The sequence below is a fragment of the Fibrobacter sp. UBA3629 genome (genome assembly GCF_002374005.1).
Classification (GTDB): Bacteria; Fibrobacterota; Fibrobacteria; order Fibrobacterales; family Fibrobacteraceae; genus Fibrobacter.
The window spans coordinates 81,508-99,112 of record NZ_DFLC01000012.1; the positions used below are offsets into that span (position 1 = coordinate 81,508).

11 protein-coding genes are annotated in these 17,605 nt (G+C 55.6%); 4 read left to right on the forward strand and 7 right to left on the reverse strand.

All coding sequences use genetic code 11. The features are described 5' to 3' along the window. Positions 1-27: 27 nt before the first annotated feature. The 6 genes from B2310_RS04015 to B2310_RS04040 all read right to left on the reverse strand — a co-directional run bounded on the left by B2310_RS04015 (position 28) and on the right by B2310_RS04040 (position 7,447). Positions 28-894 (reverse strand): NAD-dependent epimerase/dehydratase family protein, encoded by an 867-nt coding sequence (locus tag B2310_RS04015; protein WP_290728869.1) that lies wholly within the window; start codon positions 892-894, stop codon positions 28-30. Further along, positions 894-2,297, reverse strand: a complete 1,404-nt coding sequence (locus tag B2310_RS04020; protein WP_290723026.1) for a DnaA ATPase domain-containing protein — start codon at positions 2,295-2,297, stop codon at positions 894-896. Before B2310_RS04020 ends, B2310_RS04015 begins: the two co-directional genes overlap by 1 nt. Positions 2,298-2,737: 440 nt before the next feature. Next, positions 2,738-4,165 (reverse strand): hypothetical protein, encoded by a 1,428-nt coding sequence (locus B2310_RS04025; RefSeq protein WP_290728871.1) that lies wholly within the window; start codon positions 4,163-4,165, stop codon positions 2,738-2,740. Beyond that, a complete protein-coding gene (locus B2310_RS04030; protein WP_173364860.1) occupies positions 4,128-4,562 on the reverse strand; it encodes a hypothetical protein in 435 nt (144 codons plus the stop codon). The genes B2310_RS04025 and B2310_RS04030 overlap by 38 nt, the downstream gene beginning before the upstream one ends. Before the next feature lie 9 nt (positions 4,563-4,571). Then, positions 4,572-5,906, reverse strand: coding sequence for a U32 family peptidase C-terminal domain-containing protein (locus tag B2310_RS04035; protein WP_290728874.1), 1,335 nt, complete (start codon positions 5,904-5,906; stop codon positions 4,572-4,574). 5 nt (positions 5,907-5,911) lie between these two features. After that, positions 5,912-7,447: a hypothetical protein gene (locus tag B2310_RS04040; protein ID WP_290728876.1), complete on the reverse strand. Its 1,536-nt coding sequence runs from the start codon at positions 7,445-7,447 to the stop codon at positions 5,912-5,914. Positions 7,448-7,665: 218 nt separating this feature from the next. Between B2310_RS04040 and B2310_RS04045 the strand changes: the two genes are divergently transcribed. From B2310_RS04045 to rpsD, 4 genes are all read left to right on the forward strand, one after another. Then, a complete protein-coding gene (locus tag B2310_RS04045) occupies positions 7,666-9,849 on the forward strand; it encodes a carbohydrate-binding domain-containing protein (RefSeq protein WP_290728878.1) in 2,184 nt (727 codons plus the stop codon). Positions 9,850-10,120: 271 nt separating this feature from the next. Further along, on the forward strand, positions 10,121-13,123 hold the full coding sequence (locus B2310_RS04050; protein WP_173381616.1) for a glycosyl hydrolase family 28-related protein: 3,003 nt from the start codon (positions 10,121-10,123) through the stop codon (positions 13,121-13,123). A gap of 20 nt (positions 13,124-13,143) precedes the next feature. Further along, a complete protein-coding gene (locus tag B2310_RS04055; RefSeq protein WP_290728880.1) occupies positions 13,144-14,847 on the forward strand; it encodes a hypothetical protein in 1,704 nt (567 codons plus the stop codon). Between the two features lie 121 nt (positions 14,848-14,968). Next, positions 14,969-15,574 (forward strand): 30S ribosomal protein S4, encoded by a 606-nt coding sequence (rpsD, locus tag B2310_RS04060; RefSeq protein ID WP_173364855.1) that lies wholly within the window; start codon positions 14,969-14,971, stop codon positions 15,572-15,574. Positions 15,575-15,679: 105 nt separating this feature from the next. Here the strand turns inward: rpsD and B2310_RS04065 are convergent, their stop codons facing one another. Beyond that, positions 15,680-17,596, reverse strand: a complete 1,917-nt coding sequence (locus tag B2310_RS04065; RefSeq protein ID WP_290729090.1) for a GspE/PulE family protein — start codon at positions 17,594-17,596, stop codon at positions 15,680-15,682. Between the last annotated feature and the right edge of the window lie 9 nt (positions 17,597-17,605).

Consider the following 17,605-nt stretch of genomic DNA (forward strand, 5'->3'; position numbering starts at 1 on the left):
ACGACACGGAAAAACGCAAAAAACATCCTACAAAGCGTTTTTCGGGTGATATTCGAGGTCTTTTTCCGCATTTTCGATGCCGGGTACGGCATCATAGAGGAATCCGGCGAGCGCCTGCTCGGCAGAAACGCGCCGTCCGCCAATCCAGTTCCGGAGTACCGCAAGCCTTTTCGCAATCCACCAAGGCAGCGGGAACATCTGGTGGCGTTTCCCCGCGGTACGCAAGATGCGCGCCGCCATTTCGGCCATCGTCATCACCTCGGGGCCCGCAAGCGCATACGTATTCCCGATAGCCTCGGGAGCAAGACCCGCAGCGGCGATTCCCTTCACGAGGTCAACACTCCGGACGGGCTTCTTGCGCGCGGTACCGCCCCCCGGGAGCGGGTAGACCGGGAACCTGCAGACAAAGTCCGCATACATCCTGAATTCAACACCCCCGCCGTCACCAATCACGAGGGTCGGCCGCACGATGGTCCAGTCAAGCCCGGATTCCTTTACCGCAGTCTCCCCCGCAAGCTTGCTTGCCCCGTAGGGAGTGAGCACCGGATAGGTGACAGAAATGCTCGAAACATAAAGCAGGCGACGCACGCCCGAATCTTGGCAGGCAGAGACCACGTTGCGCGTTCCGCCCGCGTTGATGCGCTCGAACGCGGAAGCATCCCTCGAAAGGAGAATTGCCGCCAGGTGGAAAACGCAGTCCACGCCATCGAACGCGGGCCGAATGGAGGCGTAGTCGGCAACATCGCCATAAACAACATCAATATTTCGAGGAAACGACTGCACCAGGGGATCACCGGGGAGCGTCAGGACACGCACACACACACCGCGTTCCTGTAGCTCCCGGCATAGCGCCCTCCCTACGACGCCAGCCCCGCCCGTTACCAGAGCCCGCATCAGGACTCCAACATGTAACGCAAGTCCCTGACGCGCCCCGCAAGGGCCTCGTCATCTTCCATCATCTTTTTGAGGGACTGAATGGCGGCAATCACCGAGGTATAATCGCGCTTAAAGACCTTGCCCACATCCTCGACCGTTTCGGAGGTGAGCTCGCGGCAAAGGAACATCGCCACCTTGCGCGGCAAGGAGGCGCCCTTGTCCTGGCGCCTGGAAGAAAGCACAATCGTGTCGACACGGAAGGAGGCGGCCACGGTTTCGCTGATATTCTTTAGCGTAAGCGTCGCGCCATCGTTTTGCGGGGATACAAGCAACTGCTTGATGCAGTGGAGGCTCAGTTCCACGCCGTTCAGTTTGTGCATGGCGTCGAGCCAGTGAAGCACGCTTTCGATGAGGCGCACGTTCGCACGCGGCGGAATGGAAAGGAACCTGCAGATTTCCTCGCGGTCTTCAGCCACGAACGGGAGATTCTCCGACTTCTTGCGGATAACGTCCATGCGAGTCTTCAGATCGGGTTCCTCGATCCCGACGGCGACACAACTTTCGAGATGGTTCAAAAGAATCGACGTAAACTGCGGCGTCTGATCGTCCGTCGGCTTCTCGCCCGGCATGAGCTTGCGGAACGAACCCGGATGGCGGTCGCAACTCAAGATAATCTGCTTTCCCTCGTGACGGAGCGTGTTGATGAGTTTTGCAAGATGATCTTGGCAATAGACGCTGCTCTTGAGCAACTGGATATCGTCCAAAAGCAGCACATCGCAATCGATATACATTCCCTGGAAGCGTTCCTTCAGCTCGTTCGCGAGAGTCCAGTTTTTCTTGGAAGACGCTCTCACGATATCCATGGTATCGCGCAAGAAGTCATAGGCCTGGCGATAAACGACCTTGAGCGAGGAGTTCCGCGCGCAAAGCCTCGCCGCAACGGCATGGAGCAGGTGCGTCTTGCCAAGGCCAGTCGCCCCGTAAACCAGGAGCGGGTTCATGGCCATGTCGCCCGGATGATCCACGACCGAAAGGCACGCCTTCAGCGCCGTGTTGTTGCAATCACCCTCGACAAAGTTCTCGAAGGTATAGTTTGCATAGAGTTTCGGGATGCGACACGACTTCTTGCGGGTGCGAGCAGTCGCTTCCGCCTGCTTGACAACCGCAGGGGCCACCGCCGGAGCCGAAAGCTTCATTTCGGGAACCGCCGCGGACTGCGCAATTTGACGCACGCGGTAATCGACAAAGGAAGACCCGACAACCGAGGCAAACGCCTTGCGCAAAAGTTCGCCATAGTGGCTGTTCAGCCAAGTTTCACGGAACTGGTCCGGGACTGTCAAATAAGCAATGCCATCGTCGATTCCCTCGAATCCGACCGCATCGAGAATAGCCATTCCAAAATCATTGCACTGCGAACGCATGTACTCCATGACCATCGGCCAGGGCGACGCAGATAAACTCAATAAGGTAACCGTATTTTCCACAATAAACCAAATAAACCAAAAAAACTTTCGGGTTTAAAAATTAGATAAAGGGCCAACAGCGAAACCGGGGCTTTTTCTTTTTTTTTAAAAGCCCCCCAAAAAGGGCCAAAAAAGGCAATTTCCCACAAAAAACTTTTTATTCCCGCTTCTATCCCCAAATCTCGGGAGTTTAATCACGCAGCAATCAAGGTATCATCACTACCGACTGCACAACATATCAACAGAAAAATTTTCAATCATCCCTTGACAGCGAAAATAATGACCATTTGTTCACTACAACCCTGACAAAATGCGTTTTTTTGTCAAATTTCGGCACTTTAGGAAGGCCCGGAATTCGTAAGTTGTTGATATTGTTGCCGTTATGTGAGTTTTATGTATCATTTTTTGCAGAATACGATATAGTATTCATCCACATGCCCCACTTGCCATTCCGGGGCACTATCGAGAGCGTCGAGAACCCTTCCCCAACGGGCATAGTAGCGGAGCGGAAAAACAGCGCGGTCGACCCCCCAGGAATCCGCCTCGGAGAAAAACAGTCCCGGCTCTTCGGCAAAGCGCAGATAGCGTTCAAAAAAGTCTGCCGTCTTGAGAATAAAGCGTCCATCGACATAGACGGAATCGGACGGGTTCACGAAAGCGAGGTAGCCGCCAGCGCGATCGTCATTGAAAAGCCTGCCAGCATGCGGATGAGCCGACATCCATTTCGCCGCATCGACAGGGACCCGCTGGTAGGCGACAAAGGAATCATAAGCGGCAAGGGAACGCGCCCAGAGCCCGAACACAAAAGCCAAGACCGCAACCCCCGACCATTTATAGAACAAATTAACATTTTGCAAGCAACATTCAGCACGAGATATTTCATGTAAAAAAGCAACGGCAAATACGGGTAGGAACAGCGCCATATTGCGTTCTGCGACTAACGCGAGTACCGCCGTCGTCAAAAGAGAAGCAGACAAAGTCCACTCCCGACGGTACAGGATGTTGCGAAGCGACCAAGCACACGCCACAGCGCACACTGCAACCGCAAAGACACATCCTAAGACGTTTTCTCCCGCCGCAAGTATCGAAAACGGGCTACGGTTCTCGGCGATGGACGATGCAAACACGGCCACCGACGGAGTAATGCCGAGAAGCCTATCCAAAAGCCCAAGCGGGTACAGAAACAGACGCAATCCATCCCCGCGCAACAAAGGCATCGCAAACATCGAAAGGAGGAATGCGGATTTCAGAAGGCGTTCGCGCGCGTTCGCACTTTTTACAATCTGCGGCAAAAGCACGGCCGCCGCAAAGAGCGGCCCCAATATATAGAGGCCCTGCACTCGACACCACAGCCACTGCAAAATGAGAATCGCGACAGCAACGGGAACACGGCGCAATCCCGGCAGCAGATTCCAATAGACACCCAGAATCAACAGGCTGAACAGCACCGGCCGTATTTCGAAGCAATAGCGGAACACAAACAAAGTCACTGTCAAAGTAGCGGCAGTCACAGCATTGCATCGGATTGCCTTACGGAACGGCCAAAGGAACAGCGCAAACACAGTTCCCCAAAGCAACGCCTTGAAAGCGACAAGCAACGGCGCCCCGCCGAGAGAATACGCCGCATAGACGACCTGCTGGAAATACTCGTGAACATTCACTGCGGGAAGCCGCACCGGGGACCACGTCAGATACCACTCCCGGGCACAAGCCAGATGCCACCAGATATCCGTATCCGTCAGAGGAAACAGGGCAAACAGGGCAACCGAAACGGGGACCAGGAGCCCGCTACTGATTGCTCTTTTCGTGATGGCACAGAGTTTCAACAGAATGTCCAAGCAGTTTTTCGATTTCGGGCAGGAGCGAGCCTTTCACGCGCTCAAGGTAAAGGCACTGCAGCTGAATCATGCGGTCGCGATGACGCCCAGCGTGTTCCTGAATCCAGTTGCTCACGGCGGCCTGCCTGTTTTCGAGCTGGCTACGCAACGTCTGCTGGATAAAGGTCCGTTGCACTTCCATATAGCGGTGCATATTGAAAGGCAAGCGGTAGGTGCGGATAAACTGCTTCAGAAGGACCAGGAGCGAAAGGTTCTGCCCCTTGTGCAATTCGATGAAGTTCTTCAAGTCATCCAAATGATCCCTGAAAAAAGGGACGATTGCCTTATCGTCTATTTGATAAAGTTCCAACTCGTCCTGTTTTTTCGTCGCTTCGTCGACTGCCATATTCAAAATTTACGTATTAGACGCCCTATGCGCTGTGATTTTCTTTACAATGAACCCGAAATTGGCCTTTTCCGTGTTTTTTAGCACATTTTCCTGTAAAAAGACGCGCCCTTCCGTCCCCGGGTTCAAGCGGTCGGCCGCCGCACCCCGGAAATCCATCAGGCTTTCCACCTGGATCGGATCCATCCCCGCGGGAGTCATGATTTCGAGCGAATCGTCCATGCAGAACGGGTTCTTCACGTTCACGCGGCAGGAATTCGTCGTAGCGTCATAATCGAGGATCTGTGCGGCGACACACCCGCCTTCAGCATCCACATGTGTCGCCTCGTAATTCTGCGGCAGGGGGCCACGTAAAAATCCCGGCATGAACCCGCGGCCGTCCACAAAGCGCATCGCCCTGCGGGACTCCTGCGGAACAAGGTCCTGAGAGCAGGGACTTCCCGATTCCAGGGCAACAACCGACGCATCGATGGCCATGCGATAAGCGCGCACTACTTGGGAAAGGTAATATACCGAGCGCGTGCGGCCTTCTATCTTGAACGAGTCGAGTCCGCCCTGCACCAGTTCGGGAATCACGTCCAGGGCGCAGAGGTCCCGGCTACTCATAAAGTATGTTCCCCAAGTATCCTCGTCCAGGGCCACCGGTGGAAGTTCGGGTCTATCCGTCCGCTGCAAGCTGAATTCGCCTTCGTGTTCGCGGTAATCCTCCACTTGAGGCCCGGAATTGGCATAAAGCCGGTAAGGCATACGGCAGCTGTTGTCGCAGGCCCCCTGGTTCGCATCGCGGTGGGTCACCCAGTTGCTGAGCATACAGCGTCCGGACATTGCCATACACACGGCACCATGAACAAACACCTCCAGTTCAAGGTCCGGCAGCTTTTCCTTTATCTCCAAAATTTCAGACAGCCGAAGTTCACGACTCAGGATAATTCGGCGGACACCCAGATCTCGCCAGAACTTTGCGGCGAGGTAATTCGTGGTATTCGCCTGCACCGAAAGGTGGATTTCCACATCGGGACGTTCTTTACGAAGCCAGCCGACAAATCCAGGGTCAGCGACAATCAGCGCATCGGGCTTGAGTTCTATCGCCGCAAGCAGCGCCTTTTGGAACGATTCGACCTTCACGTTACGGGGAATCACGTTGCTCGTGAGGTAGAATTTTTTCCCGAGGCTCCTCGCATAAGCGATACCTTCCGCCAGGTCATCCAAGCTCCTGAACCCGTTTTCGCGGGCCCGGAGGCTAAAAGCAGGTTGGCCCGCATATACAGCGTCCGCACCATAGGCATACGCATACTTCATGCGCACAAGGTCACCCGCAGGAGCCAACAGTTCTGGTTTTTTCATACAAGCTACCACTTGAATCCGGCGCGGAGGTACACCTTGCGGTCGTCAATAAAGGTAAGTTCACCCATGAAGCTTACGTATTGTCCCTCATATGCAAGTGCGGGCGTGAGAGAATACTGCATTTTCGCCCCGTCGAGAAACTTCTTATGGATCTTCATGTGGTTATGGCGCGGAGTCGTGTCATTTACGGCACTCCCGTAATCCGTCCCCTTCCAGAACCAGGTATTGCGAAGCGACGCGAAGATATGGCCGTCGAACTGCGCAAATACATTCCAATCTATCGTTTGGCTATTCGGACCGCCCTGGTTTCCGAGCGGATAGCCCAGGTGCGCCATCTGCGCCGTATTCTTCACGAAATGCGTATAGACATAGGGCTCGACACGGGCATATTCAGCGACAGTCCCCACTTCGAGCTTTTTCCCCTTGATATAGAAATCATGTCCCGCCTGCAAGCCGGCCATCCATGCCCACTTCGCTTCGATATTGTCGTTCTTGACGAGACTAATCGGAGATTCCATGTCATCGAGGAAGAATTCCGTATAAATTCGTACCTTGTTGAACAGGCGATAATTGAAATCCATCGCCAGGGAGCCATTGTTGCTGCTTTCGGAATAGTTGCCCTTTTCCATAAAGAGCGGAACCGTCGGCACAAACAGCCACGGCTTCATGTTATTGTAAAGCACCGTGAGTTCGCTAATGCCCACCGTCGCATTCCCGAAGGCAAGTTCGTAGCGGTGTCCAAAGAGGTTGCGCGTTTCGTCCTTATTCTTGTCGCTCATGCTCCCGTAAATGCGAAGATCGCCATAGAAGCTAAACACGCGCAAAGGTCCGAAGCGCAAATCGACACTCATCGAATTGAACGGAAGCGAGAACTGATTCAACGTGAGGTTGTTATAGTAGCCAGGGCCCCAGTGCATCACGTCACGACCGAAGTCCAGCCGGAACCAATCGTAATTGAACGACAGGTGCGTGCGATAACGGGCATAACTCGTATATTCGACCCCGGAGTTGTTTTCTTCTTTCTGCACTTCCAGGAACTCGCGGTCCCACGACTTCGGTTTAGCCGCGGAATGTCCTTCGTCGTAAATTCGCGCATCAAGTACAAACTCGACGGAATCGGCAAAGCCGCGCAGGTAGATGCCACCGTCGATTCCTGGCCAAATGGTATCGCCCAAAGCCTCGCCTCCGCGATAGTCGATTCCACCCACAACACTCGTCGCAATTCCTATGCGCGGAGCCCTGACAGAATCATCATCGAATCCGTGGCCCGCAATACCCACGCCGTTCGCATTGTCGTAATAGAGAATCGCGTTCGATTCCGTTTCGACAAAATGCTTGTGGAATTCCGCATCACGTCGCGGATAGGTAAAGAACTGGCGGTCGCTACCGGTTGTCTGCCGATGGTATTCAAAAAGCATCGGGGCCATTTCAAGCGTCCGCAAATTGCGCGTGTGCTCGGGGCCAACGACCGGGGATGCAGCAATCACCTGCGAAGAAATAATTGCCACAAGAGCAAGAGAACGAGTTTTTTTTACGAACATAACTGCAATTTAGTTTTTTAAAAAGAGTCCGTGCCGTTGTCAAAAGCACAACAGGTCTTTTCTGACCGCATTCGTTCCGAACGGAACGAAAGCCCCCAAATATCGAATCGACTTTTTTCAAAACAAGCGAAAAAAAACTTAAAACCCGGACTTTCACTTGGTATTTTTGAAAACGAACAAGCCCATTCAGGATTGTTGTTTGGAAAAGGGATACAATCATGACATCAAGAATTCAAAAAAAGCTCGCGGTTTCTTCTGCACTCGCCTTCGGCCTACTCGCCGCCTGTTCGGACGACGCTCCTAATACCCAAGCGCCGGCAAACAGCGATTTCGAAGGAATCGAAACTAACGGGAATGCCGATAACATCTGCCTCAACGAGAACTACACGGGATTTTACGCCGCTGACGGGATTACGGTCATGTGCTTCGATGCCGCAGGGAATCTCTCGTTCTGGATTGGAGAGGACGGCATTATCGGCGTCCCCGAATCCGAAGCAGGGACGCCCTCCGGAGACACCCCAGCGGACACAGGAACGGCAACCGTCGAACCCACCTCCAGTTCCGCGGCAGCAATCGACTGCGACACTCGCGGAGCAACAATGTTGTATGTTCTGGACGGAATCACCTACTACCGGGCACAGGGCAAGACCTTCTACTTCGACAATGGCTGCAACAAGATTATGTTGGCCGAGGCGGTCGGTTCTTCTTCCAGCGAAGCAGCCGCCATCGCATCTTCTGCCGATGTCGCCGTAGCATCTTCGGGAGACTCCGAAACAGGCTCCAACGACACCCCCACCCCCGAAGCCGTATCCAATGGCAACGAGCCGTCCATCGCTTTTGCCGCCACGGGCGCAACCGTCGTAAACGACAACGGCTGCGTCAGCATCGAAGGAAGCAACGTCACCGTCACCTGCGCAGGCAACTACTTCTTCAGCGGAAGCAGCAGTAACGGACAGATCAAGGTCCTAGCCGGCGCACAGGACAACGTGTATCTCTTCATGAATTCGCTCACGCTTTCGAATACGACTTCGGCACCGGTTGTATCGCTCAACAGCAACAAGACCTTCATCGTCGCAAACGAGGGAACAAGCACATTCTCTGACGCATCGACGAGAAATTCTGTTATCTCATTTACAAACGCAAACGGGGCATCCGATACGACCTACGCGGGCGCCTGCATTTTCTCGAAGGATGACCTTACCATCAAGGGTTCCGGCACCATCAAGGTGACCGGCAACTATAACAACGGCATCCACAGCAGCGACGACCTGCGCGTCCGCGACAATCCGACCATCACCGTAACCGCAAAGAACAACGCCTTCAAGGGCAAGGACTTGGTCGATATCGAGGGCGGCACCCTTAACCTCACGGCCACAAGCGGCGACGGCATCAAGAGCGACGAATGTACCATAAACGGAAACGACACAACGATTACCGAAGGCAAGGGCATTGTCAACATCAAGGGCGGCACCATCAACATCGAGAAGGCGGGCGACGACGGCATCCAGGCCTACAACTACGTGTTCGTCAACGACTCCGTCTCCGCCCCGAAAATCACGGTCAAGAGCACCGGCAAGGGTATCGTCTCTGACGACCGCATCTACATCAACGCTGGCGACATCGATGTCACCTCGAACGATGACGGCATTCATTCCAACCTGAACATCTACATGAACGGCGGCAACGTGACCGTGAGCGCCGGCGACGACGGCATCCACGCCGATTCCGCGCTCCACCTCGCAGGATCCACCATCAACGTCACGAAGGCCTCCGAAGGCATGGAAGCGTTCTACATCTTCGCCGAAGGCGGAATCACCGCAACCTACGGCACCGACGACGGCTGGAACGCCGTAGGCGGTTCTGCCGACCCGGGCACCTCCAGCGGTTCCCAGTGGGGCGGCATGGGTGGCGGCATGCAGAGCAGCAGCAAGGGCTACATCGTCATCACGGGCGGCTACCACTACATTAGCGCCTCGGGCAACGACATCGACGTGCTCGATGCGAACGGTACGGCAAAGCAGTCCGGCGGAGTCGTCATCGTAGAAATTCCCGCAAGCAGCGGCGGCATGGGCGGCAGTATGGGCGGAAGGCCGGGTCAGAGCGGTAGCAGCGGCGGATGCGCAACGAACGGCGCGGGCGGACTCATCGACACCGACAACGGGTTCACCATTACGGGCGGAGTGTTCCTCGGATTTGGAAGCCAGACCGAGGAATACCCGAACTGCACGGCAACATCGTACACAGCAGGCACGGCCTACGGTAGCGCCAACGCAGCATTCGCCCCGAAGGGCTCGGGAAGCATGATCCTCTATGGCGGCTCAGTCACTTCCGTCGCACAGGTAAACACCAGCGGCATGAAGCAAGTCACCTTCCCCAACGGCCTTGTTTTCTACGAAAAATAGGCAAAGTGACCAAAATCACATATGTGACTTTTTTCAAGAGGAATATCTTCCCAAGGGCATTTAAATTTCTATAATTAAGGATACTCCAAACCAACCCCAAGGTCAGACATTCTAAGCGTTCGCGCTTGCGGTGTCTGGCCGCTTTTTTTATATATTTAAAGTCAAGAAGTCCCCCAGCGAGGTTTCCATGTTTTTTTTGCGCACTTTTCGCACTTTTTTAGCTGTTCTCTGCACCTTAGTCCTCGGCGCCTTTGCCCAGGTCGAGTTTCCCATGGGCGCCGAAGTCGTAAACGTCAAGGCAGACCCCTACAACGCGAAGGGAGACGGCAAGGAAGACGACACGGAGGCCATCCAAAGAGCTTTGAACGACCACCCTGATGGCGACTACATTATCTACCTGCCCCATGGCATCTACAAGATTTCTTCTGCGCTCACCTGGCCTACAGCAAACGGCAAACCCGAAAAGGACTACCGCCGTACTATTCTCCAGGGCGAAAACATGGGTAGCACCATCATCACTCTCCAGGACGATGTCCCGGGATTCGAGAACCCCGACTTTCCGCAGGCAGTCATCTACACAGGCGACGGCCCTGCCCAACGGCAGAGGAACGCCATCCGCGACCTTACTATCCGCACCGGCAAAAAGAACCCCGGCGCCATAGGCATCCGCTTCAACGCGGCAATCCAAGGCAACATTACCAACGTGAAAGTTCAGTCCGGCGATAGCGCGGGCGTCTATGGTATCGACATGGGCTTCACCGAGAACATCGGCCCGTTGCTCCTGAAGAACGTCGAAGTCAACGGATTCGACGTGGGTGTCTACACTGCGGGTACGACCAACAGCATGACCTTCGAACACTTGACTCTCGGAGGCCAAAAAAAATACGGTCTCGACAACGACGGTCAGATGATTGCCACGCGCGGGCTCAGATTCAAGGGCAACGCGCCGGCAGTCTACAACCACGGCACGGACGCATCCCTCGTCATTGTCGATGCCACCCTCGAATATGACCCCGGCAAAAATGTCGCCAAGCCGACCACCGCCATCGTGAACGAAGGACAGCTTTTCGCACGGGCAGTCATCGTAAGCAAGTTCAAGTCCAAAATCAAGAGCACCGTCAAGGCACACAACGAGGAATTCAGCAATACCGAGATTATCGAGTTTTCCACGCAGGAAAACCACCAGCTCTGCCACAGCCCCAAACAGTCCATGAGGCTTTCCGTGACCGAGACGCCGACCGGAAGCGATCAAAAGTCCATGTACTGGACGTCCATCACCGGCGATTATGGCGGCAGGGCAAACGACGGATCCGATGATTCCAAGGCCATCCAGAGCGCCATCGACGACGGCGCAGAAACCATCTTCTTCCCGCCCGGAGGCCGCTGGACCATCAACCGCGACATCTACCTGCGCAACCGAATCCACCGCATCATCGGAACCGAAGGAAAGATTGACGGCAAGGGCAAGTTCATTATCGAGGAAGGCACCTTCCACGACATCACCATCGAACGCTTTTCCACCTTCGGAAGCGGCATCATCAACAACTCCAAGCGCACCGTGCTCCTGAAGAACATGTACGTGAAGTCATTCGAGACATCCGAATTCGGCAACGGTGACGTATTCCTCGAAGATGTCTCGGTAGGCACCATCCAGATGAACTACCAGAAACTCTGGGGGCGCCAGGTCACCATGATCGGCGACACCAAGGGAGCCAAGATTACAAACAACGGCGGAACGCTCTGGATTCTAGGCCTCACCGTCAAGGACGGCAACACCATCCTCAACAACTTCAACAAGGCGTCTGCCGAACTCCTCGGCGTGAACGTCATCGCAAGCGACAAGGCGAAGAACGCGCCCATGTTCATCAACGACAACTCGAACCTCTCCATTGTCGGCCTCAAGGAGACTCTTACCCGCGGGAACCCCTACGTGAAGATTGTCGAGGAATCGAGGCAAGGTTCGAAGGTCTACGTGCTCAAGAACACGGAACTGCCGAAGAACGAATCCGGCGGAATCATGATGAACCTCTACACAGGCTATGCCCCGAAGCAGGGCCACAACGATCCTCCCAAGGCGAGCATGGCCAAGGAACTCATCCTGGTGCAGCCGAACAGGCTCAAGCTCACCGGGACCGTCGAGGATGATGGCCGTGGCGACGGACTCTGCCGCGTACCCGTTGTCTGGAAAAAGGGAGTCGGCCCCGGCAAGGTGACCTTCTCCGATTCCACCGAATACGAGACGGACGTGTCGTTCACGGCAAGCGGTCGCTACAACATCCTCTTTACCGCAAACGACGGCTACCAGACGGGCGCCGATACAGGCAAGGTCTATGTGTTCGACAAGCGCTACACCACGTTTGACCATTCGGGCGACAACATCCCGAGCGGGCGCGGCGCCGACACCTGGATTTCACAGTTCGACAACTATTCCCCGCACGGCACCGACGAAAACCTCCGTGTCGCTCACGACAAGAACGATGCCGGCAAGATCTACCTCAAGTTCGACCTGTCCGTGCTTCCGGGACCGCTATTCGACGTGGCCCTCAAACTCGACTTCGACCCCGATTCCATCAAGAAGCCCGTGCAGTTGAACATCTTTGGTCTCAAGGAAACCGCCAAGGAAATGAACTTCGGAGAAGACAAGCTGGGAGTGGACTGGAAGAGCGACGAACTCACCTGGGAAAACGCCCCCGCGAACCTCGACCAGCCGGGCGGACAGTTCAACATCCGCAAGAACTCCGGTGGAGGCATCGACACGAAGTACGCAGACTTCCTCGGTATCATTACGCTCAATCCGAAGGCTCCCCTCGGAGCCTTCCTCCGCACGCCGACCCTCACCGAGTTCTTCAAGAGGAAGCACCCCTCCAACCTCTACACGCTCATCCTCACCGCCGTCGAGCCCGGCGAAACGCACATCCGCTCCCACAACTCGGGCAAGGATGTCGCCCCCACGCTCTATGTGGGCTACTACGACAACACGCGTTCCGTCGGCGGCGACGCCATGGACGGCGGCTACACGCTTTCGAAGGTCAACATCGACATCGTGAACCTGGAATGCAACTTCGACCTGACCGTGGGCTACCCGCAGTTCGTGCAAATCGAGATTATCAACGAATCGGGCAAGCGCATGCTCACGGTTGCTGCACGCGAAGTCCCCGGCGAAAAGAAAATCAATTTCAAGTTCAAGGCGAAGGCCTTCCCCACCGGCAAATACACCCTCAAGATTAACGGCGAAGCCTTCAACGCCGAACAGAAGTTCTTCATCCTCAACTAACGCGATTCCCCGGTATCCCTATGAACAAGCTTCTTTCTGCACTCATCCTCCTTGCCGCACTCCTTATCGCGTGCAGCGAGACAACGCATACAAACACATCGTCCGTCACCGACGGCAACGAAAGCTTTGCGGGGGAATCGTTCAGTTCGAGTTCCTCGCTCAGCACGCGCCTCGACATCGACTACCGCGACACCATCGACATCGGCGAGACGATGAACTTCTACATGGAAATGGCCACGTGGGACACCGTCAAGGTCAAGAAGGATTCCACCGACAAGAAGTCCGAAGATTCCACCTACGTCGAGAAGGTCTGCCACGACGACATCGTCTGTCTCGACAGTTCGAACACGACCGTTTCGCTGTTCCTCGGGTCGTTTCCGAAGGGAACCCGCATAAACGTTGCCGCAGCGACCAGCGGCACAGAAGGGGACACCATCCGCGTCCGGAGCGAAAAATCCGTCAATCTCAGGACGACCGGACCCGTCTGGAACTCCACGAAAAAAGATTCCGTCTACTCAGACTACATGCATTCCGGCTCCGGAGCCGACATGCTCCAAAACAGCTTCGTCGTGTTCAACGAGGATTTCTACTACCTCGACCTCAAGGCTAAATTCGACACTTCCGCCCACCTGCGCATCAAGGTCGACGTCGACACCTCCTACTACAATTACACCGGAGACTCCTCCCATATCGACATCGACTTGCGCGATACCGTCCGCGGCATTCTCGTCATCGGCGAAGCCCCCAAGAGCATCGAAATCGCCTTCAAGGTCGAAACCGGCTTCAGCGTGAACCTCTCCGTGCAGGGAGATGGGATCAACAAGTATGAACTGATTGACAAGGACAGCAATGTCTACTCCCCCGAGACAAACACGCTCGACACCCTGCTCGTCACCAACGATTCTTCCGCATGGACCCTCAGGCTGAATCCGAGCAACGTGGTAAGCTTCCTCTCCGGGCCTTTCGCCACCTTCGAAGCCGCCACGCGCTTCCGCAGGCTGAACCAGGGAGAATACCTCGCTAACCCCGATTCCATCGTCTATCCCGGCGACACCCTCGTCATCGTGCGTCCGGCAAACGATTCCACCAAGTACTACCTGCGCCAGGACCACTACGTGTGGCTCGCCGACCTCAAGAAGGGAGACTCCATCGTCGTCTACCACGAAATGCAGGGCTACTGCAAGTACATGGAATGCAACGGCACGCCGAAAGCCTACTATGCACTCATCAACGCGAAGGGTGATTCCGTCGGCACCATCAACAGCCTCCAGCACGGCTACAAGGCCAAGAAGGACGGTGCGCTCTACCTGCGCTACCTCCAGCTCAATTCGAAGGCGCTTACCGATTCGAACCTCACCCTCCGGACGTTCATCCAGCGCCCGGGCTCGCTCGATTCCCTCAAGTTCTACAACGAGGCCAAGGACGTCACCTACAAGACCATGAGCGTCGATTCCGGCGACACCGTACGCCTGGACAAGTTCTCCTTCCAGACCGTCCCCTACAAGACGAGTTCCAACGTCAAGTGGTTCGTCCCCTGCGAAGACCTCACCGCCCTCGGCACCGAATCTTATATCAGACAGATGGAAATCTGCAAGGGCGAACAGGAAATCTCCTCGTACTACCTGATTGCCCAGGATGGTGCAGAAGAAAGGACGGCCAGGCTCATCGCACAGAGCATGGCAGACCCCCTGATGAGGGACACTTTGACCGTCCTGGTGCGCTAAAGGTCGGACCAGCCCTTGAAGACCGCCCCGATTTTACTATTTTTGGGGCCTAATCTTGCAAGTCGCGCCAAGCTCTGCCAACCTGCAAGCTGAACCAAAGAGCTTCCTCAAAGAGGTAACTATGTCCTCCTTCCGTGGACCAAAAGGTAAAGTAGCGCGCTCCCTCGGAGTCGCCGTTTCTCAGAAGACACAAAAGGCTCTCGACCGCCGCAACTTCGCGCCCGGCCAGCATGGCCAGAACCGCAAGAAGTCCGCTTCCGTGTACAAGCAGCAGCTCGTCGAAAAGCAGCGTCTTCGCTTCACCTACAACATTTCCGAAGCACAGCTCGCCAAGGCTTACAAGGAAGCCAACCGTCGCGAAGGCTCTGCCGGTGACAACCTGATGATCTTGCTCGAAACCCGCCTGGACGCTCTCGTCTACCGCATGGGTTTTGCCCGCACCATCTTCGCTGCCCGCCAGTACGTCGCACACGGCCACTTCGCCGTGAACGGTGTTCGTAGCTTCTCCCCCAGCCGCCTCGTGAAGGCCGGCGACGTGATTTCCGTGCGCGAACGTTCCAAGGAACACGTGCAGATCAAGGAAGCCATCGCTAACGCCCCGGCTGCTCCGGAATACCTGACTGTCGACGCCGGCAAGATGGAAGGCACGCTCGTGAAGCTCCCGCTCCGCGAACAGATCCCCGTCAAGCTCGAAGAACAGCTCGTCGTGGAATACTACTCCAGGTAGTAAACCATACAAACGAAAGTTTGAGAAAACGCCCGGCGAATGCCGAGCGTTTTTCTTTTGCAGTTTCGAATCGCGCAAGAAGGAGGGAGCCGGTGCTCCCCACAATCAGTCGTCCGCAGCGGACGCGCCCACCGCCTGTTCTAGCGTGGTGAGGCCCTGCAGCGCCTTGTTGATGCCGTCCATGCGGAGCGTAATCATGTCGCATTCCTTCATGGCGCAGCGCTTGATCTCGTCGCCGGATGCGCGGCGGATAACGAGGTTACGCACGGATTCGTTCGGCACCAGGAACTCGTAGATACCGCAACGGCCCTTGTAGCCCGAACCGTCGCACTTCTCGCAGCCCTTGCCGTGGTAGAACTGCATGTCCGGGGAGAGGTGCAGTTCGTCGCGAAGGGAGTCGGAAATTTCCACCGGCTCCTTGCAGTACTTGCAGATGCGGCGCACCAGACGCTGGGCCAGGATGCCCTTGATAGCGGTAGAAACAAGGAACGGTTCCAGGCCCATTTCCAGCAAGCGCGGGAACGAACCGGCAGCATCGTTTGTATGGAGCGTACTGAAGACCAAGTGACCCGTCAATGCAGCTTCGATAGCCATGGACGATGTCTCCTGGTCACGCATTTCACCGATCATGATGACGTCCGGGTCCTGACGGAGCAAGGCGCGGATGCCCGCCGCGAAGGTAAAGCCCGCGGCATTGTTAATTTGTCCCTGGTTGACGCCGTCGATGTTAAGTTCGACCGGGTCCTCCATGGTAGAAATATTGATCGTAGAATCGAGAATCTCGCGGATGGAAGCGTAAAGCGTGGTGGACTTACCGGAACCCGTAGGACCGGTAACGAGGATAATGCCGTTCGGAAGGTTAATCGCCTCGAGGAACTGCTTGAGCACTCGGGAATCGAAACCCATTTCGCGGAGCGGGAACTGACCCGAGTTCGGGTCCAAGATACGCATAACGATCTTTTCGCAGACACCGCGCTTGCGGAGCGAAATAGGGAACGAGCTCACACGGAGGTCGACTTCGGAACCCTTGTAGCGCACCGTGAAGCGTCCGTCCAACGGGCGACGCTTTTCGGCGATGTCCATCTTGGAGAGGAGCTTGATACGCGAAAGGATCTGCGGCATGAGGCGCGCGGGAATCGGAGCCATCACCTGCAGGTCGCCGTCGATACGGTAACGGAGCTTGAGGAAGGTCTCCTGCGGTTCGAGGTGAATATCGGAAGCATGTCGTGCAATCGCTTCGTGAATCAAGGTCGTCACGATTTTCACCACCGCGCGTCCTTCTTCGTCGGTCAGTTCGGGCTCGTCGTTACCGCCCTGGCCGCGTTCCACCGTTTCGAGTTCCTCGCCATCCTTGGTTTCGCCGATAAGTTCGGCAAGGGATTCTTCGGCGGGGCCGTGGCCCGCAAACACGCGTTCGATAGTCTTCTGGATGTCGGCCTCGGAGGCCATCACCACATCCACTTCCATCTTGACCTTGAACTTGACGATCTGGATGACGCGCATGTTGGTCGGGTCCGCCATGGCAAGCGTAAGCGCCTCACGGACAACCTTGCGTTCGTCCTCGTTCTTCGAGATGAACAGCGGCACCACCTTGTAGGTCTTGCACATGTCTTCGGGCAGGTAGGTGTAGGCCTCGGAATCTATGGCGAAGTTTTCGAGCTTCACATAGGGCACTTCGAACTGCCTGGAAAGAATCTCGATAAGGCGTTCTTCCTGCATGTAGCCGAGGTCCACCAAGGTTCGGCCGAGACGCTTGCCGCTCGCCTTCTGCATTTCGAGGGCCTTCTCCAGCTGTTCCTGGTTGATGTAGCCCTGCGCAAGAAGCATCTCGCCGATACGCATCTTGGTCGTCGACTGCATCTGCACGCCGAGGATGCTTGTCAGTGCGTCTTCCGTCACCATACCGAGACGGACCAGGATCTTCGCAAGGGCCATGCCCGTACGCTTGTGTTCAGAAACGGCATGGGCCAGCTGGTCTTCGTCCAGGACTCCCTGACGGAGCAGCAATTCGCCCAAGTTCATTTTCACGTT

Coding starts and splice junctions, on each gene's coding strand:
- B2310_RS04015 (WP_290728869.1), bottom strand. CDS start 894: ATGCGGGCTCTGGTAACGGGCGGGGCTGGCGTCGTAGGGAGGGCGCTA.
- B2310_RS04020 (WP_290723026.1), bottom strand. CDS start 2,297: ATGCGTTCGCAGTGCAATGATTTTGGAATGGCTATTCTCGATGCGGTC.
- B2310_RS04030 (WP_173364860.1), bottom strand. CDS start 4,562: ATGGCAGTCGACGAAGCGACGAAAAAACAGGACGAGTTGGAACTTTAT.
- B2310_RS04035 (WP_290728874.1), bottom strand. CDS start 5,906: ATGAAAAAACCAGAACTGTTGGCTCCTGCGGGTGACCTTGTGCGCATG.
- B2310_RS04040 (WP_290728876.1), bottom strand. CDS start 7,447: ATGTTCGTAAAAAAAACTCGTTCTCTTGCTCTTGTGGCAATTATTTCT.
- B2310_RS04045 (WP_290728878.1), top strand. CDS start 7,666: ATGACATCAAGAATTCAAAAAAAGCTCGCGGTTTCTTCTGCACTCGCC.
- B2310_RS04050 (WP_173381616.1), top strand. CDS start 10,121: ATGGGCGCCGAAGTCGTAAACGTCAAGGCAGACCCCTACAACGCGAAG.
- B2310_RS04055 (WP_290728880.1), top strand. CDS start 13,144: ATGAACAAGCTTCTTTCTGCACTCATCCTCCTTGCCGCACTCCTTATC.
- rpsD (WP_173364855.1), top strand. CDS start 14,969: ATGTCCTCCTTCCGTGGACCAAAAGGTAAAGTAGCGCGCTCCCTCGGA.
- B2310_RS04065 (WP_290729090.1), bottom strand. CDS start 17,596: ATGAACTTGGGCGAATTGCTGCTCCGTCAGGGAGTCCTGGACGAAGAC.